This is a genomic window from Rhizobium viscosum (assembly GCF_014873945.1).
GTDB classification, from domain to species: Bacteria; Pseudomonadota; Alphaproteobacteria; order Rhizobiales; family Rhizobiaceae; genus Rhizobium; species Rhizobium viscosum.
The window spans coordinates 1,328,769-1,351,163 of the sequence record NZ_JADBEC010000001.1 but is presented as its reverse complement, the minus strand read 5'-3'; the positions used below and the strand labels follow the sequence as shown (position 1 = coordinate 1,351,163).

Genomic DNA, 22,395 nt, shown 5'->3' with positions numbered 1-22,395 from the left:
AGCAGCCGGTGCGCTAGCCGGCTGCTCTGACAAAACAGGAGTGAAAGCCATGGCAGAAGCTGCCGCCGCCCTCGGCGAGTTCGATTTCGCCGGCGATGATCATGTCGTCCCCTTCCAGGTGGAAGGGCTGGATGTGCGCGGTCGCGCCGTCCAGCTCGGCCCGATGCTGGATTCAATCCTCGAACGCCATCACTATCCCACGCCCGTCGCCCGCCTTCTGGCAGAGGTGGTGGTGCTCACGGTGCTGCTCGGCACCTCGCTGAAATTCGAGGGCAAGTTCACTGTCCAGACCAAGAGCGACGGTCCCGTCGATCTCCTGGTTGCCGATTTCTCCACGCCGGAAAACGTCCGGGCCTATGCCCGCTTCGATCAGGCCTCGCTCGACAAGGCGATTGCGGCAGGCGAAACCGAGCCGGAACAGCTTCTCGGCAAGGGCGTGCTCGCCTTCACCATCGATCAGGGCAAGTTCAGTCAGCCCTATCAGGGCATCGTGGCACTTGACGGTACCTCGCTGGAAGACATTGCCGGTGTCTATTTCCGCCAGTCGGAGCAGATCCCGACACGCGTGCGCCTTGCCGCCGCTGAACTCTTCGACCGCGACGAGAACGGCAAGCCGCGTCATCGCTGGCGGGCAGGGGGCCTCGTCGCCCAGTTCCTGCCGGAAGCGCCGGAGCGCATGCGCCAGCCCGATCTTCATGGCGGCGATGGCGACACTGCCCGCGCGCATGTCGAGGATGATGCCTGGACGGAAGCCCGCTCGCTCGTCGAAACCGTCGATGCCGATGAACTGACCGATCCGCAGGTCGGCACTGAACGCCTGCTGTTCCGCCTCTTTCATGAGCGCGGCGTGCGTGTCTACGATCCGCGTGCCGTCTTCGATCGCTGCAGCTGTTCGCGGGAAAAGATCGGCGGCGTCCTGAAGGGTTTCAGCGCTGAGGAGATCGAGGAGAGCCAGGAAAACGGCGAGATCGCGGTCACCTGCGAGTTCTGCTCCACGACCTACCGCTTCCCGGTGCACGAGGTTGCCGCGGCGGAGTGACTGGGAACGGCTCTAAAGCATGTCGCGCAAAAGTGTGCGGCGGTTTTGCGATAACGACATGCGTGAAAACAAGGAGCTAAAGCGTGGGAAGCGAATCTGAAAGATCGCGACATGCTTTAGTTCAGCACCCTGAGCAGGCCGGGTGAATCCAGGGAGAAGGCGGGTATGTCGACATCGAACATCTCGCCTTCGTCCGTTTCCATCTGATAGTGGCCGAACATCAGGCCGGACGGCGTATCCAGCGGGCAACCCGAGGAATATTCATAGGTGTCGCCCGGCTGCAGCCGTGGCTGCTCGCCGACGACGCCGGGGCCGCTGACCTCGTCGATCTGCCCGTTCTGGTCGGTAATGTTCCAGTAGCGGTTGACGAGACGCACGGCGATGTCGGAATTATTGCTGATCACCACGCGATAACCCCAGACGTAACGATCGTCCTCCGGATCGGATTGCTCCTCCAGATAAAACGGCTCGACGACGACTTCGATATCTCGTGTGAGGGCGCGATACATGCCTTACACCTTAGTCAGGATATGTTACCCGTATCTTATACGAGGCCTCTCCCGTCAAGAAACGGTACAGTGATCGCGGCCTCACCACCCCCGGTTGGACCGCCTTTCGTTCATTAAGCCTAACTCTCAGTGTTAATTTCAAGGCAAATGCTGCGGTCGCGGCATGATCCTTGGCGCTCTACTCTTTGAAACCCTTCCACGGCCCGAAAATCGATGCCGATTTTCGGGCCGATGGAGAAGAAGATCAGGCCGAGACCTTGGCCAGAGCGCGGGCGAAATCCTCGACCAGATCGTCGGTGTCTTCGATGCCGGCCGAGAGGCGTACCGTGCCCGGCGAAATGCCGAGTTCGGCGCGGGCTTCGTCCGTCAGGTTCTTGTGCGTGGTCGTGGCCGGATGGGTGATCAGGCTCTTGGAGTCGCCGAGATTGTTGGAGATCTTGACGATATCAAGCGCGTTCTGCAGCGCGAAGGCCGCCTCCTTGCCACCCTTCAGCTCGAAGCAGACGAGTGTCGAGCCGCCCGACATCTGCTTGGCGATGATATCGGCCTGCGGATGGTCCTTGCGGCCGGGATAGATGACCTTGGCGACCTTGTTCTGCTCGGCCAGGAAGTCGGCGATCTTCGCGGCATTCTGTGTCTGCTGCTTGACGCGCAGCGGCAGCGTCTCGATGCCCTTCAGCAGCGTCCAGGCATTGAAGGGCGACATCGCCGGGCCTGTATGGCGGAAATAGTCGTGCAGGTTCTCGTCGATCCATTCCTTGTCGGAGAGAACGACGCCGCCGAGGCAGCGGCCCTGGCCGTCAATGTGCTTGGTTGCGGAATAGACGACGATATGGGCGCCGAGTTCTAAGGGCTTCTGGAAGAGCGGCGTCGCAAAGACGTTGTCGACGACGACCTTTGCGCCGATCTGGTTAGCAAGCTTGGCGACACCGGCGATATCGATCACTTCCAGCGTCGGGTTGGTCGGGCTTTCCAGGAAGAACACCTTGGTCTTCGGTGTAACAGCCTTTTCCCAGTTTTCGAGGTCGCGACCGTCGATCAGCGTGCAGTCGATGCCGTATTTCGGCGCCAGCGTCTCGACCACCCAGCGGCAGGAGCCGAAGAGCGCGCGCGCCGCGACGATATGATCGCCCGCCTTCAGCTGGCAGAGGATGGCGGCTGTGACGGCGGCCATGCCGGATGCCGTGGCGCGGGCATCTTCAGCGCCTTCCAGCATGCACATGCGCTTTTCGAACATGTCATTGGTCGGGCTGCCATAGCGCGCATAGATGAAACCTTCGGTCTCGCCCTTGAAGCGCGCTTCGGCGGCTTCAGACGTCTCGTAGACGAAGCCCTGCGTGAGATAGATTGCCTCTGAAGTCTCGCCATACTGCGAGCGCAGCGTTCCGCCGTGGACGAGTTGGGTTGCCGGGCGCCAGGTCTTGCTCATGCCATCACCACTTTCAAACAACAAAAAAACCGGCCGCAAAAGCAGACCGGTTTCACACCCGGTCTTTTTAGCCACTTATTTAACGTGGCTGCAAGCCGACCGGCCAAATCACCACGGGATAAATTTGCAATACTGCCGTTCTGCGCTTGCGTCAATTCCCCGACTTTGGTTTTGTCAGGACCGGATTATGGATGGAGCATGATGGCTCGCGAAACTGGAATTTTGGCTGACCGCGCAATTGCCGCGCTGTTTGAAACGGGGCGTCTTCAAAGCGAGCGCGAGCTTGATCGTGACCAGGTCCAGCCCGCCAGCCTGGATCTGCGGCTGGGCGCCAAGGCTTTTCGCGTGCGCGCCAGCTTCATGCCCGGTCCTTCCCATCTCGTCTCGGACAAGCTTGACCGCCTGAGCCTTCATGTCATCGACCTCAGCGAAGGCGCGGTGCTGGAAACCGGCTGCGTCTATATCGTACCGCTGATGGAGCATCTCGATCTGCCGGCCAACATGTCGGCTTCGGCCAATCCGAAGAGCTCGACCGGCCGTCTCGATATCTTCACCCGCGTCATCACCGATTACGCGCAGGAATTCGACAAGATCCCGGCAGGCTATTCCGGCCCGCTCTATCTCGAAATCAGCCCGCGCACTTTCCCCATCGTCGTGCGCCGCGGCTCGCGACTGTCACAGATCCGCTTCCGCGTTGGCCATTCGGTTCTGAGCGAGCCGGATCTTCTGAAGCTGCACGAGACGGAAACGCTCGTCGCCGCCAAGCAGCCGAACGTCTCCGGCGGCGGCATCGCGCTGTCGATCGATCTGACGGGCGACAAGGACGGCCTGATCGGCTATCGCGGCAAGCACCACACCGCCGTCGTCGACGTCGACAAGAAGGCACAGCACGATATCTACGATTTCTGGGAGCCGCTCTACAGCCGCGGCCGCAACGAACTGATCCTCGATCCGGATGAGTTCTATATCCTCGTCTCGCGCGAGGCCGTACATGTCCCGCCTGACTATGCGGCGGAAATGACGCCCTTCGACCCGCTCGTCGGCGAATTCCGTGTCCACTATGCCGGCTTCTTCGATCCCGGCTTCGGCCACGCCCCCGCCGGCGGGCGCGGCAGCCGCGCAGTGCTGGAAGTGCGCAGCCACGAAGTGCCCTTCATCCTCGAAGACGGCCAGATCGTCGGCCGCCTGATCTACGAACACATGCAGGAACAGCCTTCGAGCCTTTATGGCTCAGGTCTCGGCTCCAACTATCAGGCCCAGGGTCTCAAGCTCTCGAAGCATTTCCGCATCTGATCTGCGGTGATGCCGCGACTTGACAGCGGCGGCCATCTGTTGGAAGTCTCAAACGGTTGGCGGGTGTAGCTCAATGGTAGAGCAGCAGCTTCCCAAGCTGAATACGAGGGTTCGATTCCCTTCACCCGCTCCAACTGCTCCTCTCAATCACGTCCGAAAATGTTGATCGGCCGATATTGGCGGTGTGCGATCGCCAGCGTCCGATCCGGGCGGATGATATAGGTCTCCTCGACCTGCCGGCCGTACTGGTCGATGAAATTGTGCGGGAAGGTCGATCCAATAGGGGATTTCGTGAGTTTGGTGCGCGGCTGGCCGTTGTAGGTGATGCTGCCCGGAATAGGCTCGATGCCCGGGCCGTTATACTCGACAGTGGTGCAGCCGGCGAGCGCCAGCGCGCTGATCAGGCCAAGTGCGATCAGTTTCATGTTGGATGCCTTTCTTTCCGCAGCACGGTGCCATTCTACCGCAAATCGACGAAAGCTCACGACACAAACGGCGCCGGTGTCTTCAACCCTTCGAGAAGAGCTTTGCGACCAAGTTTACTGCTTGGTGAAAGTGAATCGGCCGACCATGTTGCCGCTCGTGGCGCGATCTGCTAGAGCAACGCTGTCGAAAAAGGCAGGACCGGATAAGGTAAGCCCGGTCCCTTCCATCATCGGAAGCTCTGCTCCGTGTTTCACACGAGAACCCGCGACGTGGCCCGCATGCGATGCGGCGTCCCGGCGGCATGCGGAGCGTTAGAGACGCACTCCTCCGGGATTTTATTCTCAAAGGAGACAACATGCGTTTGAACCATCTTGATTTCTACGTGCCCGATATTGCCGCTACGGCGGATTTTTTCCTGCGTTATTTCGGTCTGGAATTGCGGGAGATGAACGAACGGATCGGCCGGGCGATCCTTCATGACGACCAGGGAACGGAGATCGTCTTGAGCCGCCCGCTGCCGAAATTCGGCGGTGCCGATCAGGTCGAGTTGCGATGGCAGACCTATCATATCGGCTTTGTCCTTGCTGAAAGATCGGATGTCGATCAGCTCCATATTCGCCTGGCGGCGGATGACGCCGCCGTTTCCGGACCGCCCGCTGCCATTCGCGGCGGCTGGCTCTTCTATTGCACCGCGCCCGGCAATCTTCTTGTCGAAGTCGGCTGGCGTCCATCATCCTGAACAAGAACCTGAAACGAAATGGGCGGCCGAAGCCGCCCATTCTCATTCAATCATGTCATCAGCTCAGAATTCCGTCCAATCGGCTTCCTGGCTGCTGGCGGGGGCTGAGCTATTCGCACTGAAAGCGCTGGCGAGCTTCTGGCCGAGGGCGCGTGCGGGCGAAGCCTTCGGGCGTGCGGTGCTTTCGGCAACGCGGACCGGGGCTCTGGCGGTCGGCCGTGCGGCAGCGCGCGGCGCGGCCGGTGCCGTCGAGATCGGCGCGCTTGCGACGAAGCCGCCGGTGCCTGTCAGGCGGAACTGGCCGAGCAGGTTGTTCAGCGCCGTCGCTTCCGTGGCAAGGCTATGGCTTGCCGCAGTGGATTCCTCGACCATGGCGGCATTCTGCTGCGTGCCCTGGTCCATGGTGTTGACGGCTGTATTGATCTCCTGCAGGCCGGTCGACTGCTCGCGGGCGGCCTCGGCGATTGCATGGACGTGCTGGTTGATCTCCTGCACCTCGTGGACGATCTCATCGAGCGCCTTGCCCGTTTCGCCGACCAGCGAAACGCCGGTCTGCACATGCGTGCCTGACGTGTTGATCAGCGCCTTGATTTCCTTGGCGGCGTTTGCAGAGCGCTGGGCGAGTTCACGCACTTCCTGAGCGACGACGGCAAAGCCCTTGCCGGCTTCACCGGCGCGGGCTGCTTCGACACCGGCGTTCAGCGCCAGCAGGTTGGTCTGGAAGGCGATATCGTCGATGACGCCGATGATATTGCCGATCTCGACGGAGGACTGCTCGATCTGATGCATGGCAGCGACCGCCTTGCGGACGACGTCGCCGGATCTCTCGGCACCAAGGCGGGTGCGGGCGACGAGTTGGCTTGCCTCTTCGGCACGTTTTGCCGCGTCCTTCACCGTTATGGTGATCTCCTCGAGGGCTGCTGCCGTTTCTTCGACGGAAGCGGCTTGCTGTTCAGTGCGCTTTGAAAGCTCGTCGGCAGACGACCGGATCTCGTTGGCGCCGGCGCTGATGGCACGGGCGTTGGAGCCGACTGTGTGCAGGGTTTCGTTGAGCTTCTCGACCGAATTGTTGAAGTCCTGGCGCAACTCGTCGAGATGCGCGACGAAAGGCGTTTCGATATGCGAGAGTAGGTCGCCCGCCGAGAGCCGGCGCAGGCCGTCTCCGAGCGCATTGACCGCACGCTCGAGATCGGCGGCTTCCGCGGCCTTCTGCGTTTCGCGTTCGCGGCGCTCGTTGTCGCTGAGGCTGCGGTCGGCTTCGGCGCGCGCCTCGATCTGGGCACGCTCGATCGCGTTGTCGCGGAAGATCGAGACGGCCTTGGCCATCTGGCCGACCTCGTCGCCGCGGTCGAGACCGCCGATCTCGCTCGCGGTATCGCCTTCGGCAAGCCGCGTCATGCGCAGGCGCAGCTGCATCATGGGGCCGGCGATGCCGATCTGTGCCACGGCCACGCTGATGCCGACAGCTGCGAGAACCGCAATGCCGATCAGAATGAAACAGAAGACGATCCGCCCGTTAACGGAAGCCGAAAGAGCGTCGCCGCCGTCATTGAGCATCGCCATCATCGCATCGTTGTTGGCGATCATCTTCGGCGTCAGTGCGTTGAGCTTGGCGTTGATCAGGCCGACATTCGCCAGGGCGCCGGCGCTGTCCTTGGCCTTGCTCTGCTCGATGATCTTGTTCGCCAGAGTTTCGATTTCATCGATACCTGCCTGGATTTCATCTATCGCCGCCTTGCGGCTGGGCACAAGCGCCAGCGCCTGCTTCATGCGGTCGCGTGCCTGCGGCAGCTTGCTCGGTGTGGCGAGCGCCGTTTGGAATTCCGGCGTATCGGGCTTCATGTTGGTAAGCAGGCTCACCTGCAGCACCGAGGCGACGACCGATGCGCTGGCGCGCGCGCTCTGCATCGAGGCCAGCGCCTCGTGATCGATGAAGGCGCTGTAGGTCGCGTCCGCTTGGCGGAACTCGGACATGACGTAGACCAGTCCGGCCATGGTGATCAGCCCCAGGAGCGCCACGACCGATATGACTTTTGTGCGGATTTTCAGATGTTTCAGCATGGAAATGTCACCCGATTGGCCGGGTGTGTTGCGCACCCGGCGCTTTTGAAATCATTTGTTGCGGAACAATTCTTCGGTATTGCGGTGGCGGGAGATACCTTGAGAGGTTCGACATGCGCATCATGCGGTCGGCCGGTGAGGTCGGTGTCGTCGCAGCAAATAAGAGCGGATATTGCTTAATTCCGCGCTAACAAGGGCATGTGACTGCTGTTAATTTCAAGGGGCGCGGTTGTGATCCTCGCAGGGATCGCAAGATGCGTTCCCCGGAATATTGAAGTGATCTGTGTTGGATGGCGCTCTTGAAAAGTCAGCTTTGAAGGCAGAGCGAGCTTCTGTTTTGCGCCTCTGGCAGCGAGCGGAACGGCTCGGCCATATTCCCCACAAGGGATGATTCTGTTACAGCTCGGCGGAGCGGCAAACCCGTATGTAATCTCTAGGCAGGTCATAATGGTGCAATCTAAACCGGCGTTTATGGCTCGCGTAGGGATTTTCATCCTCTGCCTGTTCTCGGTTGTCCTGCTTTCGGCTTTTTCCGCTTTTGCGCAGCAATCGGGCCTGTCCGTGCCTCTGCTCTTCGATTCCCGCGAGCGGCTGGCAAAGCCTGATCTCTCCTCGCTCGTGCGCCTGCGTTTCCTGACCTCGGTGGACTTCCCGCCTTTCAATTTCACCGACCAGAACGGCAAGCTCTCCGGCTTCAACGTCGATCTCGCCCGCGAGATCTGCACCGAGCTGGAGATCGCCGACAAATGCCAGATCCAGGCGCTGCCCTTTGCCGACCTGCAGAAAGCGCTCGCCGGCTTACAGGGTGATGCCGTCATTGCCGGCCTTGCCGTCACGCCCGAGCTGCGCCGCGAGTTCCTCTTCTCCCGCCCTTATCTGATGATGCCGGCCCGCTTCGTCCGCAATACGGCCGCCTCGGTGACCGGAACGACGGCTGCCGGCCTCGCCGGCCATTCCGTCGGCGTCGTCAAGGGCACCGTGCATGAGGCGATGCTTGCGGCCTTTTTTCCGGCCATCAAGGCTCAGCCCTTCGACAATAAGGAAGCGCTGCTGACGGCCTTGAAGGAACACAAGATCGATGCTGCCTTTGCCGATGCGCTGCAGCTTTCCTTCTGGGTCGCTTCGTCAGCCTCGGACAAATGCTGCGCCCTGTTCGACGGTCCGTATATGTCCGAGCATTTCCTGGGCGAGGGAATGACGATCATGCTGCGCCAGAACGACAGCGTGCTGACGGCAGCGATCGACCATGCGCTGGCAACGCTCTCGCGCAACGGCCGCCTGCAGGAAATCTATCTGCGTTATTTCCCTTACGGGCTCTACTAGCAATTCCAGCAAAAGTGTGTAGCGGTTTTGCGTCCGGAATTGCGCAAAAACAAATAGATAGAGCATTTCCGTGTTTCGAAGAAAAACGGAAATGCTCTAAACCCGATGAAGCTTTAGCCCTTGCGGAAGCGGGCGATCGCGCTGCGCTCGATGGCGGCGCAGGTCAGCTTGTCGAGGCCGAGACGGTCGCGCAGCAGGCTGAGCAGCCGCAATTCTTCGGCCTTGACGGAAAGGTCGGCCGAGGCGACTTCGACTGCAAGTGCATAAGCCGTGTCATAGAGGCGGGCAGGCAGCGTATCGCGAACGGTCTCCAGCACGACGTCAAGCCCTTCAGGACCGGCCAGCAACGAGGCGCAGTCGCGGGCGATGGAAATCAGATTGTCGTCGTCGAAATCGCGGAAAACCGGCAGGAAGCCGATGAGCTGACCGATCCTCTCCATTTCCCGGTCGTTCATCGTGCTGTCGACAGCGGATGCCATCACCATCACATAGATCAGCGCGTCATGGGCGGAAAGCGGCTTATTCATGTCTGATTCCCTCTTCGATGAGCGGAGATTAGGAATTGGCGGTCTCTATTACAAGGGAGCGGCGGTTTCAGGCCGGGGCGCCGCCGCCGGCCGGCGGCGCGGATCCTCGCCGTGAATGCCTTGTTTTGCCAGTTTTGCCTTTTCGCCGGCAGCGGCAAGCGGTGAGCCCGGCTGCGCCTCCACCCAGCCGTTTTCAACCAGCCATGTGCCGATATCCTGCTGCCCGAGCCGGCAGGCCGCACTTGCCATGTCCTCCCATGCATCGGAAGGCAGATCGCAATCGATCGTGCGGTTGCGCAGGTAAAGCCGCAGCGCCGTCTTCGCCATCATGCCGCACGGCCACTGCTTGCCATCCGATCCGCAGCTCTTGTCGGCGGGCGTCTCGATGATATTGGCAATCTGCAGCCTGCGTTTGCCGAAGGAGAGAATACCGGCGCTCTCCACCGTCGGTCGCAGCAGTTCCACGCTGTCCTTTCCGGCGGGCGCAGCTGATGGCGTCTCCGTCGGTGTCGGAGTGCTTTGCGCGGTTGCCCCCGCTGGCGCATTCTCGGAAGAAGCTCTTGCTGGAGTTTCGGATGGAGCCGCTGCCGGCTCGGTTGGCGCAAACTCCGTTGCCCGGGCGATCAATTCGGCATCTTCATCCGTGAGCGATGCAGGCGGCTTTGCCACATCGGCGGTCGCATCGGGCAGGGCCGCGGCGACATTTCCGGCATCGGCATCAGATGCCGGCCCCCCGCTGCCATTGAGCCGCGCTTGCCCGGCCAAGAGCAGGCCGACCACGACCGCCATCCCCGCGATACCTGTGATCAAGGCTGCAGGGCGCATGATTATTTTCCTATTGGCTGGCCCAGATGATACGGGCAATCCATTCGATGTCAGAAAGCTCGATTGTCCGGTTAGGGTGTTCGGGATTGAGCGACAAAAGTTCGATGGAGCGCGGGCTCTGGCGCAGAAGCACCTTGGCCATGACCTCGCCCTCGCGTGTCTTGACGACGACACGGTCGTTGCGGCGCACCTGCGCGCCGGGCTCCACGATCAGCACATCGCCGTCGCGATAGAGCGGCATCATGCTTTCGCCCTGGACCTCGAGCGCATAGACGCCAGCCTTCTGCGAGGGGCCAGCCGGAAATTCCACCACATCCCAGCCCTGGCCCGCAGGAAAGCCGCCATCGTCGAAAAAGCCGCCGGCGCCCGCCTGCGCAAAGCCGAGCAGCGGAATGGAGCTCCCCTGCGAGGCAAAAATACCTTCCGGCATGCTGGCGGCGGCAGCACCCCCCGGCCGCATGAAGCCAAGGAACTGCTCCATGCTCGCCCCCGTCGCCTCCAGCACCTTGGCGATGGATTCCGTCGAAGGCCAGCGCAGGCGCCCGTCTGCCGAGAGCCGCTTGGATTTGTTGAAGGAGGTCGGATCGAGACCCGCCCGCCGCGCAAGACCAGACGGCGTCAGGTCGTGCCGTTCGGCAAGCCTGTCGATCGCTCCCCAGATCTGGTCATGTGACAGCATATGCGTCCGGTTCCGCGGTCCATCCGGCCGCTTTCTATCGCCGGCAGATTAACCGAGGCACTTCCCCGAGTAAAGCGAAAATGAGGAATAAAATCCTGTCTCGAGGATGCGCAGGCTCAGGCGACCATCGCCATGTTGATCTTGCCGAGCTGGATGACCGCCTGCGTGCGGCTATCGACGTTGAGCTTCAGGAGGATTGCCGAGACATGTGCCTTGATCGTCGCTTCGGAAACGCCGAGTTCGTAGGCGATCTGCTTGTTCAGGAGCCCTTCGCCGAGCATGGTCAGCACCCGGCTCTGCTGCGGTGTCAGCGTGTGCAGGCGATGGATGAGGTCGGCGACATCGGGGTCCTGTTCCTGTCCGTCGCGATAGTTCTCCGGCGTGGCAATGTCGCCCGCGAGCACTGTCAGGATGCCGTGGCGGATATCCTCGATGCCCGAGGATTTCGAAATGAAACCGGAAGCGCCGAGCTCCAGCGCCCGGCGGATTGTCGTGGTGTCATCGGTCGCCGAGATGATGACGATCGGCAGGCTGATGAATTCGGAGCGCAGCGCCATCAAGCCGGAAAAACCGCTGACTCCAGGCATGGCAAGATCGAGCAGCATCAGGTCCGCATCCGGGTGCTCGCCCGCAGCCGTTCTTGCCGCGGAGAAATCCCCGGCTTCGATGATCGCCTGCCGTCCTTCCATGCCGGTCACCGCCTGCCGCAACGCGTCGCGGAAAAGCGGGTGGTCGTCAGCGATGATGATGGTCTGTTCCTGCATCGAAAACTCCCTCCCAAGAGTTCGATCCCGTCGGTCCTGTCCGGCTCCCCCGCACGAACATGACTCCCTACTTATATGAATATAACCAGATCAACTCCGCTGCGGAAGGGGATTGGCCTTGTCTTCCGCCTGGAATTCCCGAACTATACCCATGAAACTGCGCATCATCCGCTCCATGATGCCGATCGAGCGGTCGACTTCCGCATCCGTCGGCAAGGCGGGCCGGGCGGCTATATTCTTCTCCAGCGCGCTCACCCGATCGGCAAGCCGGTCGAGTTCGTCCTCATAGGCGGCGCGTTCATCGGCCGCCATGCGGCAGACCAGCGCCCCGTCTTTTTCGGTGCAGAGCGACATCGCCCCCGTCTGCCGGTCGAGGCGCACGAAATGGTCGCCGCTGCGCTCGAGCTGGAAGCGGGCTGCGTCTGGCTCCGCCGCCAATGCCGCAAGCGGCAGAAGACCGGCGGCAAGCGTGATTGCAAATGCCTTCATCGTCTCATCCTCCGCAAAGCGTGGTGCCTGTCCGTTTTTGCGCCCTGAGGCGTGGACATCGCCGTCTCTTTGGGGCAAAGCCCTCATCAGGAAGGCCAGCCCCCTCTCAACAAGGCGAGCCAACAGGATCATCATGACCGCGACACCGACCCTTTACAAGATCGTGCCGGAGGCGCTCTGGCAGGAAGCCAGACAAACCGGCGTTTTTCATGGCGCCGGCATCGATATCAAGGACGGCTTCATCCATTTCTCGACCGCGGACCAGGTCAAGCAGACGGCAGCCCTGCATTTTGCCGGCCAGACCAGCCTTGTCCTCCTCGCCATCGACGGTCGCAATTTCGGTGACAAGCTGGTCTTCGAACCCTCGCGGGGCGGTGCTCTCTTCCCGCATCTTTATGCCGATCTGCCGCTTTCGGCCGTACTCTGGGAAGCGCCTTTGCCGCTCGACGATGCCGGCCTTCACATCTTCCCGGAGCTTGCCAAGTGATCGATCCTTTCAAGCGCATCGCCCGCCGGGGTCTCTTCCTCTTCGATCCGGAAACTGCGCACGGCATGTCGATCGCGGCGCTGAAATCGGGCGTCGTGCCTGCCTGCCGCATCGCGCCGGACCCGCGCCTGCGCCAGACCGTTGCAGGCATCGACTTTGCCAATCCGCTCGGCATGGCAGCAGGCTATGACAAGAATGCGGAAGTGCCGGAGGCGCTGTTGAAGCTCGGTTTTGGTTTTACCGAAATCGGCACGGTCACCCCGAAGCCGCAGTCCGGCAATCCGCGCCCGCGCATCTTCCGCCTGGTGGAGGATGAAGCCGTCATCAATCGTCTCGGCTTCAACAATGAAGGCCATGAAGCGGCCTTCCGCCGTCTCTCGCAGATCGGTCGTGCGGGGGTCGTCGGCGTCAATATCGGCGCTAACAAAGATAGCGAGGACCGGATCGCCGATTATGTCGCCGGCATCCGCCGCTTCTATTCGGTCGCCCGCTATTTCACCGCCAATATTTCCTCGCCCAACACGCCGGGCTTGCGCGACCTGCAGGCGCGCGAAAGCCTCGCCGCACTCCTGTCGGCAGTCTTGACCGCGCGTGACGAGGAAGCGGAAAAGGCCGGCCGGAAAATCCCGGTTTTCCTGAAGATCGCTCCGGATCTCACCGAAGAAGGAATGGACGATATTGCCGCCGAGGCGCTCTCGCATGTGCTCGACGGTCTGATCGTCTCCAATACGACGCTTTCGCGCGACGGCCTGAAAGATCAGGTTCAGGCGAAGGAGACCGGCGGCCTCTCCGGCGCGCCGCTGTTCGAAAAATCGACGGCCGTGCTCGCCAAGATGCGCAAGCGCGTCGGTCCGGCCCTGCCGATCATCGGCGTCGGCGGCGTCTCCTCGGCCGAAACGGCGCTGGAGAAGGTCAGGGCAGGGGCCGATCTCGTGCAGCTCTATTCCTGCATGGTCTATGAAGGCCCGGGCCTGCCCGGCACGATCGTGCGCGGTCTGTCGAAGTTGCTCGACCGCGAAAAGGTTGCCTCGATCCGCGATCTCAGGGATATCAGCGCCGATTACTGGGCGGCCCGAAACGTCTGAGCCGCGCGCGGCTTGATCAGTACCGCCAGGAAGAAACCGCGGAACAGCAGGAAGGCATTCATCGCCAGCCACAGGCCATGATTGCCGAAGAGCGGCACGAAGACGGCGAGCATGGCGAGATATCCTGCAAAGGACATCAGCATCCGGTTGCGCATGTCGACGGACCATGTCGCGCCGATGAAGACGCCGTCCATCAGGAAGGCAAGCGCACCCGTCAGCCCCGTCACCGCCGCCCAGGGCAGATAGGTCTCGGCCGCTGCCTGGACCTCTGGCGAACTGGTCAGCCCGGAGATCAGAGAGGGGCCGGCGAAGTAGAAGAAGGCGGAAATGATCGCCGCCAGCCCGAAGGACCAGACGGTCGTGAGCTTCAGGCCGCGGTCGAAGGCAGGCCGGTACTGCGCGCCGATCGCCCGGCCGGTGATCTGCTCGGCGGCATTGGCAAGTCCGTCGAGATAATAGCCCGACAGGAGGAAGAAGTTCATCAGCACTGCGTTGGCCGCCAATGTTATGGCGCCGAAGCTGGTGCCAATGCGGGTCATGATCGCGAATGAGCCGATCAGCACAAAGGTGCGGATCAGGATGTCGCGGTTCAGCGCGAAAAGCTCGGCGAGTTTACTGCGCGAAAAGATTTCCGTCCGGTTTGGCCGGTGTGCCCGATCGAAGCCGCGCAGCACGATGAAGAGACCGGCAAGCGCGCCCGCCGTTTCGCCCGCCATCGTGCCCCAGGCGACGCCCGAAACGCCCCAGTCGAGCGAAAGCCCGAGATAGATGGAAAGCAGGATGTTGATGCCGTTGATCAGCGCCTGCAGCAGCAGCCCCGTTCGGCCCTGGCCGCGGCCGAGCACGAAGCCGAGAAGGGCGTAATTGGCAAGCGCTGCCGGTGCCGCAAGGATGCGGATCGAGAAATAAGTGCTGGTTGCCTCGGCAATCCGTCCCTCTGCCCCCATCAGCTTCAGCCCAACAAGGATCAGCAGCGGTGACAGCACGAGAAGTGCCAGGCCGGAGCCGAGCGCGGAGACGATCGCCCGCCAGAAGACGGCCTGCTGTTCATGTGCGTCACGCCGCCCGAGCGCCTGCGCCGTCAGGCCGGTGGTCGAGGCGCGCAGGAAGTTGAAGCTGCCCATGATGAGGTCGAACAGCATGGCGCCGATGGCGAGCCCCGCCAGCGCTTCCGGATCGCCCATATGGCCGACCACGGCGGTATTGGTGATGCCGAGCAGTGGCGTGGTCATGAAGCCGAGCGTCATCGGAATGGCAATCGACAGCACCAGCCGATGCGTCACGTCGAATGCCAATGCGTTTCTGGGTCTGCCGGTATCCATTATTCGCCTCTTGGGGAGAGAGGCGGAATCGCCTCAGCTGGAAAGCACCATGGCCCAATAGGGCAGGTTCCTGGAAGACGTATTATGTGCAACGGCAACGCCGAGACCACTATAGCGCCCGAGCATATTTTCCAGATGGTGGGGAGAGTTGATCCAGGCTGTGACGACCGCATCGACGCTCTGCTGGCCAGAAGCGATATTTTCGGCGGCCGGCAGGGCAACACCGCTCGCCTTCACGCGGGCGCCGAAACTGTCCGTCATGCCCATCAGATGCTTCATCCTGCCCGCACTTGCCATGCGCTTGGCCTGGAAGATCGCGGCGGCACTTGCATGCGGATCGACGCTGAGCGGCGGCAGGCCGTTCTTGGCGCGAAGCTGGTTGACGAGCGGCAATGCGGAAGCGGTCTCGTCTGCGGCATTGGAAGGCGTGGTCGCAAATTTCGGGGTCGTCGTGCAGCCGGCAACGCCGGCCACCAGTGCAAGACCTGAAAGCTGCAGCAAGCCGCGGCGTGAAAGGATGATTGAGCTCATGTTATTTGCGATAGCTGAAAAGACGGATGATGATGAAGATCGGGATGACGATGGTGGCGCCGAGGATCAGATAGTCGCCGACGCGGCCAAGCGCAGAGAAGCCCTGCCGCCATAGATGGATCACGAAATCACGGAAGTTGTAGATAAGTTCCCAGGGCGTCAGCCCGAAGATGGCCATGACGAAGCCGACAATCAGCGAAACCACCAAAAGTTTGATGATCGTGCGGCCAATGGAATCGCCGAGAAACCTGTTCACCTGATCGGACATGCGCCATCTCCTGTTTGCCTTGAGATACGGTCGCGGCGATTCGCCCGCAAGCCTTTTCCGCCAAGACAGCACCGCCTCTGAAATAGGACTTGAGTTTTTTTGTGGCCGAAGCCAAATGCCGCCAGCCAAAGGGTCCAATCATGCAGCCAAGCCAGCTTTCCTCCGGCGACGTCATCGCCGACCGTCGCGCCGATTACGCCAAGATGCTCGATGAGGGCGGCGAAGCGGAAGCGGCGGCCGAACTGATGGAGCAGGCACTGGAACTGACGCCGGCCTGGGCCGCAGGCTGGTATCGCCTTGCCACATACCGCGAAAAGGCAGGCAAGGCAGACGCTGCCGTCGAAGCCTATCGCCGCACGTTGGAACTCGACCCCGAGGATATTTTCGGCGCAGGTCTCAAGCTCGCCTTGCTCGGCGATGCGGAAATGCCGGCGCACCCGTCGAGCCGCTATGTCGAGCGCCTCTTCGATGATTATGCCGATCGCTTCGAGACATCGCTCGTGGAGAAACTGGACTATTCTGTCCCGCAGAAGCTCGCCGCCCTCGTCGCATCCACCGGCCGACATTATCACTGCGCCGTCGATCTCGGCTGCGGCACGGGCCTGCTCGGCCCGGAAATCCACGCTCGTGTCACCCGCCTCGAAGGCTTCGACCTGTCGCAGAACATGCTTGCGAAGGCCGCCGAAAAACATGTCTATGACCATCTCGGCCAGGCCGATCTGTCACTGACATCGGAAGCTTCCGGCATCTTTGCCGACAGCGCACCGCACCGCGCCGATCTCGTCACCGCCGCCGATGTGCTGATGTATCTCGGCAATCTGGAAAGCATTTTTGCGATCGTCGACGACCTAACGGCGCCCGGCGCCGATTTCGTCTTTTCGGTCGAGGATGGCGGCGAGGGTGATGGCTTCATCCTAGCGCCGTCGCTGCGCTATGCCCACTCACAAACCTATGTCGAAGGGCTCGCAGCAGCCCACAGCTTCGAAATCCTCGAGACAGTCAAAACCGTCATTCGCAAAGATGGCGGCAAACCGGTTTCCGGCATTCTGTTCCTTACGTGCAAGACCGACTGAGCGCATATTTCTTGCGATTTTAAAATAGGTCAGCATTGCTTACGTATTTCGCTTGCGTGCAACCTTGTAAGACCTGATAATCCAACCATTCCGCGAGAAGCGACGCGCCGCCAAAGCGTAGCACGTGCCGCATCCATCCTTACAATCCCTCTTCCTCCGGCCTGTCCGGAGCCGCCGCTATTGGAGATCGTGTCATGAGCCAGCTCATCAGTGCCTTCGGCTTCTGGAACACCACTGCGACGCGCCACACGCCGGTCGAGGATGTGCAGGGCATATTCTCCGGCAGCCTCGTTTCCGCGCTCGGTCTTTATGTGCTCGCCAGCGCCGGCCTTCTGACCGGCAGCACCGCGGGCATCGCCTTCCTGCTTCACTACGCTTTCGGCGTGAATTTCGGTCTCGCCTTCTTCCTGCTTAACCTGCCCTTCTTCTATCTCTCATGGAGGCGCCTCGGCACGGCCTTCACGATCAAGACCTTCATTGCCATTGGCCTGACCTCGGCTCTAACCAGCCTGCAGCCGAAGGTCATGGAAATCGCCACCATTCATCCGGCTTGGGCAGCTCTTCTTGGTGGTCTGCTGCTTGGCTATGGCCTTCTTGCGCTCTATCGCCATCGCGCCAGCCTCGGCGGCGTCGGCATTCTCGGCATCTATATGCAGGAGCGTTTCGGCATCCGCGCTGGTCTCGTCCAGCTTGTCATCGACATGTGTGTTCTGGCAGCCGCCTTCTTCGTCACCACGCCGCCGGTCGTCTTCTATTCCGTGCTCGGTGCGATCGTTCTCAATCTCTTCGTCGCGATCAATCACCGGGCCGACCGCTACATCGCGCTCTAGGTTCTAACCTTACAAATCTGTAAGCCATTCTAAACAAAACGTAACTTGCCCGTGATCGGTCCTGGCGCGACACTTCTCCTCGCGCCGGATATGATGAGGTGAGCTATGTCAGATTTGGAAAAGCTTGTCAGACGCCGCATGCAGGAAGAATACGCCAAGGGTTCTTCCGCAGAGGAAATCGTCAAGGTCGTTCGCGACATATTCAACAGCGTCGACCTCTCGGGCAAATGGCCTGGAGCCGTTGCCGCGCGGGCCACGACCGGTCACGAGTGACCATGTAGTCAACCGACCCGAAACCTTCGGGTCGGTCACCGGGATAAATTCCCTGTAAGCAGAATCTATCAGGCTGCCTTCTGTGGCGCATCGATCGGATGCTGGCTGCGGAAGCCGACGGCAAGCCGGTTCCAGATATTGATCGTGCCGATCGCAACCGTGATCTTGGTCATTTCTTCTTCGGAGAAATGCGCCTTCAGGGCTTCGTAATCGGCGTCCGGTGCACCGGTTTCTGCAATCTTCGTCACCGCATCGACCCAGCCGAGCAGGGCGCGTTCACGGGCGTCGTAGACCGGCGATTCCCGCCATACGCACATCAGGTTGATCCATTGTTCGGAAAGCCCGTGATGGCGCGCTTCCTTCGAATGCATGTCGACGCAATAGGCGCAGCCGTTGATCTGCGAGGCACGAAGCTTGATCAGGTGAATGAAGCGCTTATCCAGTCCAGATTCCTGTACATACTGTTCCAGAGCGGCGACGGCCTTATAGGCATCCGGAGCGGCTTTGCCGAAGTTGAAACGTGCTTGCATGGTATTTCTCCTTGTGTTGGGGTTTGTGTTGGGGCTCAGCGAGCCACTTTTCTTTCATGCATTTCCATGAAGGCGCAGCCTCTGGCGGCGATCCCGCCGTCATCATCCGCGGAAAGCTCTGTCAGAATGTCGGCGATGCTGGTGTTTGCGAGTTCGGCGCGATAGGCGCGCTCGGCTCTCAGCATTGCCGCCGTGACCTGGCAAGGCTTGGTGAAATAGCGTTGCGGCAGCGGATTCGGTCCGCGTTGGCGGATCTCCGAACAGCGGAAGGCAGGCGCTGGCCCTTCGACCGCGAGCACGATATCGAGCAGCGAAATATCATCAGGCTTCTTCGCCAACCGATAACCGCCCTTCGGGCCCGGCACCGTCTCCAGAATTCCGGCTCCCGAAAGCGCCTGGAGGTGCTTCAAGAGATAGCTCGTCGATACACCGTGATATTCGGCAAGCGCTGCGGCCGATAGCACGCCGCCCGCCGAAAGCCCTGATAGGACCGCCGTACAATGAATGCTCTGTTCGACGCCATCACCAAGCTTCACAGCCGATCTCCTTTAATCATGGATATTATTTATCTACGATTATGCCAGGGAGTCAATACCGCTTCTATTCGTCCGCGTTTGAACTACATTTGCCCCGTGGATCAGATCGATGCCGAGACCAGCCTTGCCTTGCCCCCACCCTTCCTCCGCTGGTTTGCGGAAAAGGGCTGGCGCCCGCGCGCCCATCAGCTTGAATTGCTGGCCCGCACTGAGGTCGGCGAGAGCACGCTGCTGATTGCGCCAACCGGCGCCGGCAAGACGCTCGCCGGCTTTCTGCCGTCGCTGACCGACCTCACGCGCCGCGGCAAGATCCCGCCGGGCTCAGCCTTCACGGGCATCCACACGCTCTACGTTTCGCCGCTGAAGGCGCTGGCCGTTGATATCGAGCGCAATCTCATGAAGCCTGTCACCGAGATGGGCTTGCCGATATCGATCGAGAACCGCACCGGTGATACGCCCAACGCCAAGCGCCAGCGCCAGAAGCTCAACCCGCCCGACATCCTGCTGACGACGCCGGAACAGGTCGCCCTGTTATTGGCCAACCGGGAGGCCGAACGCTTCTTCAAGGATTTGAAATACGTCATTTTCGATGAACTCCACTCGCTCGTCACCTCAAAGCGCGGCCATATGCTTTCGCTCGGCCTTGCCCGCCTACGTCGGCTGGCGCCCGATCTGAAGACCATCGGCCTCTCCGCTACCGTTGCCGAACCCCTGGATTTGCAGAGATGGTTGGTGGCGCAGGAGGAGGGCAGGGAGAACCATGCCGGCCTTGTGCTCGTCGAAGGCGGCGCCAAGCCCGATATTTCCATTCTCGATACGCAAGAGCACATTCCCTGGTCCGGCCATGCCGCCAAATACGCGATCCCGGATGTCTACCGACAGTTGATCGACCATCAGACAACGCTGCTCTTCGTCAATACCCGCTCGCAGGCCGAAATGCTCTTTCAGGAGCTCTGGACGGTCAACGAGGAGAACCTGCCGATCGCGCTCCATCATGGTTCGCTGGATGTTGCGCAGCGCCGCAAGGTCGAAGCCGCCATGGCCGCCAACCGGCTGCGGGCCGTCGTCGCCACGTCGACCCTCGACCTCGGCATCGACTGGGGCGATGTCGATCTCGTCATTCATGTCGGCGCGCCGAAAGGTGCTTCACGTCTCGCCCAGCGCATCGGCCGCGCCAATCACCGCATGGACGAGCCGTCGAAGGCGATCCTCGTTCCCGCCAACCGTTTCGAGGTCATGGAGTGCCAGGCAGCGCTCGATGCGAATTACATCGGTGCACAGGATACGCCTCCCGTCGGCCGCGGCGGGCTCGATGTGCTCGCCCAGCACGTGCTCGGCATGGCCTGCGCCGAACCCTTCGACATGCTGGAACTCTATGACGAGATTACCAGCGCCTCGCCCTATGCCGATCTTGCCTGGGAGACCTTCGAGCGCGTCGTCGATTTTGTGGCGACAGGCGGCTACGCCCTGCGCACCTATGAGCGTTATGCCCGCATCCGCAAGACCAAGGAAGGTCGCTGGCGCGTCTCCAATCCGCAGGTCGCACAGCAATATCGCCTGAACCTCGGCACCATCGTCGAGGATCCGATGCTGAATATCCGCATGGCCAAACGCGGCGAGGGCGGCAGGCTCGGCCGCCCCGGCGCCGTGCTCGGCAAGGTTGAGGAATATTTCCTCGAGCAGCTTGCACCGGGCGATACGTTCATCTTCTCCGGCAAGGTGCTCCGCTTCGAAGGCATCCGGGAGAACGAGGCGCTGGTCAGCCAGGCCTATTCCTTCGATCCGAAAATCCCTTCCTATGCCGGCGGCAAGTTCCCGCTCTCTACTTACCTTGCCGATCAGGTCCGCTCGATGCTGGACGATCCCGATCGCTGGCACCGCCTGCCGGATCAGGTGCGAGACTGGCTCTCGTTGCAGAAAGAAAAATCTCTCCTGCCGAAACGCGACGAGCTGTTGATCGAGACCTTCCCCCGCGGCAGCCGCGGCTACATGGTCATCTATCCCTTCGAGGGCCGGCTTGCCCACCAGACGCTCGGCATGCTGCTCACCCGCCGGCTGGACAGGACAGGGGCAAAGCCGCTCGGCTTCGTCGCGACGGATTATTCCCTTGCGATCTGGGGTCTGGAAGACCTCGGCCTGATGATCGCCAATGGCCGCCTCAGTCTTTCCGATCTCTTCGACGAGGACATGCTGGGCGACGATCTGGAATCCTGGCTGAACGAATCCTTCCTTCTGAAGCGCACCTTCCGCAATTGCGCCGTGATTGCAGGCTTGATCGAGCGACGCCATCCGGGCAAGGAAAAGACCGGCCGGCAGATCACCGTCTCCGCCGACCTGATCTATGATGTGCTGCGCACCCATGAGCCTGACCACATCCTGCTGCAGGCGACGCGACAGGATGCGTCTACTGGTCTTTTGGATATTTCCCGGCTTGGCGATATGCTGAGACGAATCAAGGGCCACATCACCCACCGGGCGCTGGACCATATTTCGCCGCTTGCCGTGCCGGTCATGCTGGAAATCGGCAAGGAGTCGGTGCCGGGCCAGGCCCACGATGCCCTGCTTGCCGAAGCCGCCGACGATCTGATCGCCGAGGCGATGGCCTGAAATTTTAGGAATGACTGAAGTGATGAACCGCCTTGCGCTCGCGCGCGACATGAACGGCCTTGCCGCAATACCGGGCGTCGAAACCGCCATTCACGGTGTTGCCGCCGTCTGCGATCCGCTTGGCGCGCTCTATCTGCCGGATGCCGGCATTCTCGTCGTTTCCGACCTGCATCTGGAAAAAGGGGCGGCCTTTGCCCGCCGCGGCATGATGTTGCCGCCTTACGATACGCTGGCGACGCTCACTGTGCTCGCCGCCGTCATCTCTCGCTACGATCCGAAACTCGTCGTTTCGCTCGGCGACAATTTCCACGACCGCGTCGGCTCCGAACATCTGCCGGATGCCTTCCGCACGCTGATCGTCGAAATGGCCCGCGGCCGCGAATGGATCTGGATCAACGGCAACCATGATCCCGACGGCACCGTCAACCTGCCGGGCAGCTGTTCCGACGAGCTTCACTACGCCAGCCTGACCTTCCGTCATGAGCCGCGCGACGGCTTGCAGAAGGGTGAGATTGCCGGCCATTTGCATCCCGCAGCTACCGTCCGCCGCCGTGAAAAATCTGTCCGCCGTCCCTGCTTTGCTACCGATGGCGCCCGCTTGCTGATGCCCGCCTTCGGCGTCATGAGCGGTGGTCTCGACCTCGGGCACAAAGCGATGAAGGACCTCTTCGACAAGGCGTCGCTGATCGCTCATCTGCTCGGCCGCGACCGGATTTATTCCGTCCGCTTTGAGAATTTACGGGGCTAGTT

General features: G+C 61.2%; 25 protein-coding genes, 1 tRNA gene and 1 riboswitch. Of the genes, 12 read left to right on the top strand and 14 right to left on the bottom strand.

The window, feature by feature from the left end:
* The first annotated feature begins 49 nt into the window (after positions 1 to 49).
* Positions 50 to 1,039: an Hsp33 family molecular chaperone gene (locus H4W29_RS06795; RefSeq protein ID WP_192728246.1), complete on the top strand. Its 990-nt coding sequence runs from the start codon at positions 50 to 52 to the stop codon at positions 1,037 to 1,039.
* Positions 1,040 to 1,155: 116 nt separating this feature from the next.
* On the opposite strand, the gene apaG is transcribed toward H4W29_RS06795, so the two are convergent.
* Together apaG and H4W29_RS06785 are read right to left on the bottom strand one after the other, a co-directional pair.
* Positions 1,156 to 1,548 carry a Co2+/Mg2+ efflux facilitator ApaG/CorD gene (gene apaG, locus H4W29_RS06790; protein WP_112541673.1) on the bottom strand — a complete coding sequence of 131 codons (393 nt, stop codon included), beginning with the start codon at positions 1,546 to 1,548 and terminating at the stop codon, positions 1,156 to 1,158.
* Positions 1,549 to 1,792: 244 nt separating this feature from the next.
* Positions 1,793 to 2,977, bottom strand: a complete 1,185-nt coding sequence (locus tag H4W29_RS06785) for an O-succinylhomoserine sulfhydrylase (protein ID WP_192728245.1) — start codon at positions 2,975 to 2,977, stop codon at positions 1,793 to 1,795.
* 46 nt (positions 2,978 to 3,023) lie between these two features.
* Positions 3,024 to 3,102, bottom strand: a riboswitch (SAM riboswitch).
* 73 nt (positions 3,103 to 3,175) lie between these two features.
* Between H4W29_RS06785 and H4W29_RS06780 the strand changes: the two genes are divergently transcribed.
* Both H4W29_RS06780 and H4W29_RS06775 read left to right on the top strand, forming a co-directional pair.
* Complete coding sequence (locus H4W29_RS06780; protein WP_192728244.1) at positions 3,176 to 4,270, top strand: 2'-deoxycytidine 5'-triphosphate deaminase; 1,095 nt, start codon at positions 3,176 to 3,178, stop codon at positions 4,268 to 4,270.
* 59 nt (positions 4,271 to 4,329) lie between these two features.
* Positions 4,330 to 4,403, top strand: a tRNA-Gly gene (locus tag H4W29_RS06775).
* Positions 4,404 to 4,413: 10 nt separating this feature from the next.
* Here the strand turns inward: H4W29_RS06775 and H4W29_RS06770 are convergent.
* The gene (locus H4W29_RS06770) at positions 4,414 to 4,695 is read right to left on the bottom strand and encodes a hypothetical protein (protein WP_192728243.1); all 282 of its coding nucleotides are present in this window, start codon (positions 4,693 to 4,695) and stop codon (positions 4,414 to 4,416) included.
* 356 nt (positions 4,696 to 5,051) lie between these two features.
* On the opposite strand from H4W29_RS06770, the gene H4W29_RS06765 reads away from it, so the two are divergent.
* Entirely contained in the window at positions 5,052 to 5,435 is a 384-nt protein-coding gene (locus H4W29_RS06765) for a VOC family protein (protein WP_192728242.1), read from the top strand.
* Between the two features lie 63 nt (positions 5,436 to 5,498).
* Here the strand turns inward: H4W29_RS06765 and H4W29_RS06760 are convergent, their stop codons facing one another.
* Positions 5,499 to 7,496 (bottom strand): methyl-accepting chemotaxis protein, encoded by a 1,998-nt coding sequence (locus tag H4W29_RS06760; RefSeq protein ID WP_192728241.1) that lies wholly within the window; start codon positions 7,494 to 7,496, stop codon positions 5,499 to 5,501.
* A gap of 447 nt (positions 7,497 to 7,943) precedes the next feature.
* Between H4W29_RS06760 and H4W29_RS06755 the strand changes: the two genes are divergently transcribed.
* Positions 7,944 to 8,819: a transporter substrate-binding domain-containing protein gene (locus H4W29_RS06755; RefSeq protein ID WP_192728240.1), complete on the top strand. Its 876-nt coding sequence runs from the start codon at positions 7,944 to 7,946 to the stop codon at positions 8,817 to 8,819.
* 113 nt (positions 8,820 to 8,932) lie between these two features.
* On the opposite strand, the gene H4W29_RS06750 is transcribed toward H4W29_RS06755, so the two are convergent.
* The 5 genes from H4W29_RS06750 to H4W29_RS06730 all read right to left on the bottom strand — a co-directional run bounded on the left by H4W29_RS06750 (position 8,933) and on the right by H4W29_RS06730 (position 12,103).
* Entirely contained in the window at positions 8,933 to 9,346 is a 414-nt protein-coding gene (locus H4W29_RS06750; RefSeq protein WP_007821246.1) for a tellurite resistance TerB family protein, read from the bottom strand.
* 48 nt (positions 9,347 to 9,394) lie between these two features.
* Positions 9,395 to 10,171, bottom strand: coding sequence for a thermonuclease family protein (locus H4W29_RS06745; RefSeq protein WP_192728239.1), 777 nt, complete (start codon positions 10,169 to 10,171; stop codon positions 9,395 to 9,397).
* 10 nt (positions 10,172 to 10,181) lie between these two features.
* The gene (locus tag H4W29_RS06740) at positions 10,182 to 10,850 is read right to left on the bottom strand and encodes a S24 family peptidase (protein ID WP_192728238.1); all 669 of its coding nucleotides are present in this window, start codon (positions 10,848 to 10,850) and stop codon (positions 10,182 to 10,184) included.
* A 116-nt stretch (positions 10,851 to 10,966) separates the two neighbouring features.
* Positions 10,967 to 11,614 (bottom strand): response regulator, encoded by a 648-nt coding sequence (locus H4W29_RS06735; RefSeq protein WP_192728237.1) that lies wholly within the window; start codon positions 11,612 to 11,614, stop codon positions 10,967 to 10,969.
* A gap of 90 nt (positions 11,615 to 11,704) precedes the next feature.
* Positions 11,705 to 12,103, bottom strand: a complete 399-nt coding sequence (locus H4W29_RS06730) for a hypothetical protein (RefSeq protein ID WP_192728236.1) — start codon at positions 12,101 to 12,103, stop codon at positions 11,705 to 11,707.
* A 133-nt stretch (positions 12,104 to 12,236) separates the two neighbouring features.
* Here H4W29_RS06730 and H4W29_RS06725 point away from each other — a divergent pair, with 133 nt between their 5' ends.
* Together H4W29_RS06725 and H4W29_RS06720 are read left to right on the top strand one after the other, a co-directional pair.
* On the top strand, positions 12,237 to 12,590 hold the full coding sequence (locus H4W29_RS06725) for a DUF952 domain-containing protein (RefSeq protein ID WP_192728235.1): 354 nt from the start codon (positions 12,237 to 12,239) through the stop codon (positions 12,588 to 12,590).
* Positions 12,587 to 13,675, top strand: a complete 1,089-nt coding sequence (locus H4W29_RS06720) for a quinone-dependent dihydroorotate dehydrogenase (protein WP_192728234.1) — start codon at positions 12,587 to 12,589, stop codon at positions 13,673 to 13,675. Before H4W29_RS06725 ends, H4W29_RS06720 begins: the two co-directional genes overlap by 4 nt.
* Here H4W29_RS06720 and H4W29_RS06715 read toward each other — a convergent pair.
* Genes H4W29_RS06715 through H4W29_RS06705 form a run of 3 tightly spaced genes read right to left on the bottom strand, consistent with a single transcriptional unit; the run spans position 13,651 to position 15,796 of the window.
* Entirely contained in the window at positions 13,651 to 14,997 is a 1,347-nt protein-coding gene (locus H4W29_RS06715; RefSeq protein WP_192728233.1) for an MATE family efflux transporter, read from the bottom strand. The two genes, H4W29_RS06720 and H4W29_RS06715, sit on opposite strands and share 25 nt — an antisense overlap.
* Positions 14,998 to 15,030: 33 nt before the next feature.
* A complete protein-coding gene (locus H4W29_RS06710; protein WP_192728232.1) occupies positions 15,031 to 15,528 on the bottom strand; it encodes a CAP domain-containing protein in 498 nt (165 codons plus the stop codon).
* 1 nt (position 15,529) lies between these two features.
* Positions 15,530 to 15,796 (bottom strand): DUF6460 domain-containing protein, encoded by a 267-nt coding sequence (locus H4W29_RS06705; protein WP_007821228.1) that lies wholly within the window; start codon positions 15,794 to 15,796, stop codon positions 15,530 to 15,532.
* Positions 15,797 to 15,936: 140 nt separating this feature from the next.
* On the opposite strand from H4W29_RS06705, the gene H4W29_RS06700 reads away from it, so the two are divergent.
* The 3 genes from H4W29_RS06700 to H4W29_RS06690 all read left to right on the top strand — a co-directional run bounded on the left by H4W29_RS06700 (position 15,937) and on the right by H4W29_RS06690 (position 17,972).
* Positions 15,937 to 16,869 carry a class I SAM-dependent DNA methyltransferase gene (locus H4W29_RS06700; protein ID WP_192728231.1) on the top strand — a complete coding sequence of 311 codons (933 nt, stop codon included), beginning with the start codon at positions 15,937 to 15,939 and terminating at the stop codon, positions 16,867 to 16,869.
* Between the two features lie 194 nt (positions 16,870 to 17,063).
* Positions 17,064 to 17,699, top strand: a complete 636-nt coding sequence (locus H4W29_RS06695; protein ID WP_192728230.1) for a YitT family protein — start codon at positions 17,064 to 17,066, stop codon at positions 17,697 to 17,699.
* Between the two features lie 105 nt (positions 17,700 to 17,804).
* Positions 17,805 to 17,972, top strand: a complete 168-nt coding sequence (locus H4W29_RS06690) for a hypothetical protein (RefSeq protein WP_192730817.1) — start codon at positions 17,805 to 17,807, stop codon at positions 17,970 to 17,972.
* Between the two features lie 68 nt (positions 17,973 to 18,040).
* Here H4W29_RS06690 and H4W29_RS06685 read toward each other — a convergent pair whose 3' ends face one another.
* A complete protein-coding gene (locus H4W29_RS06685; RefSeq protein WP_183801769.1) occupies positions 18,041 to 18,502 on the bottom strand; it encodes a carboxymuconolactone decarboxylase family protein in 462 nt (153 codons plus the stop codon).
* A gap of 35 nt (positions 18,503 to 18,537) precedes the next feature.
* On the bottom strand, positions 18,538 to 19,038 hold the full coding sequence (locus H4W29_RS06680) for an RrF2 family transcriptional regulator (protein WP_192728229.1): 501 nt from the start codon (positions 19,036 to 19,038) through the stop codon (positions 18,538 to 18,540).
* A gap of 96 nt (positions 19,039 to 19,134) precedes the next feature.
* Between H4W29_RS06680 and H4W29_RS06675 the strand changes: the two genes are divergently transcribed.
* Positions 19,135 to 21,645, top strand: a complete 2,511-nt coding sequence (locus tag H4W29_RS06675; RefSeq protein ID WP_192728228.1) for a ligase-associated DNA damage response DEXH box helicase — start codon at positions 19,135 to 19,137, stop codon at positions 21,643 to 21,645.
* Positions 21,646 to 21,667: 22 nt separating this feature from the next.
* Positions 21,668 to 22,393 (top strand): ligase-associated DNA damage response endonuclease PdeM, encoded by a 726-nt coding sequence (gene pdeM / locus H4W29_RS06670; RefSeq protein ID WP_192730683.1) that lies wholly within the window; start codon positions 21,668 to 21,670, stop codon positions 22,391 to 22,393.
* Positions 22,394 to 22,395: the final 2 nt, after the last annotated feature.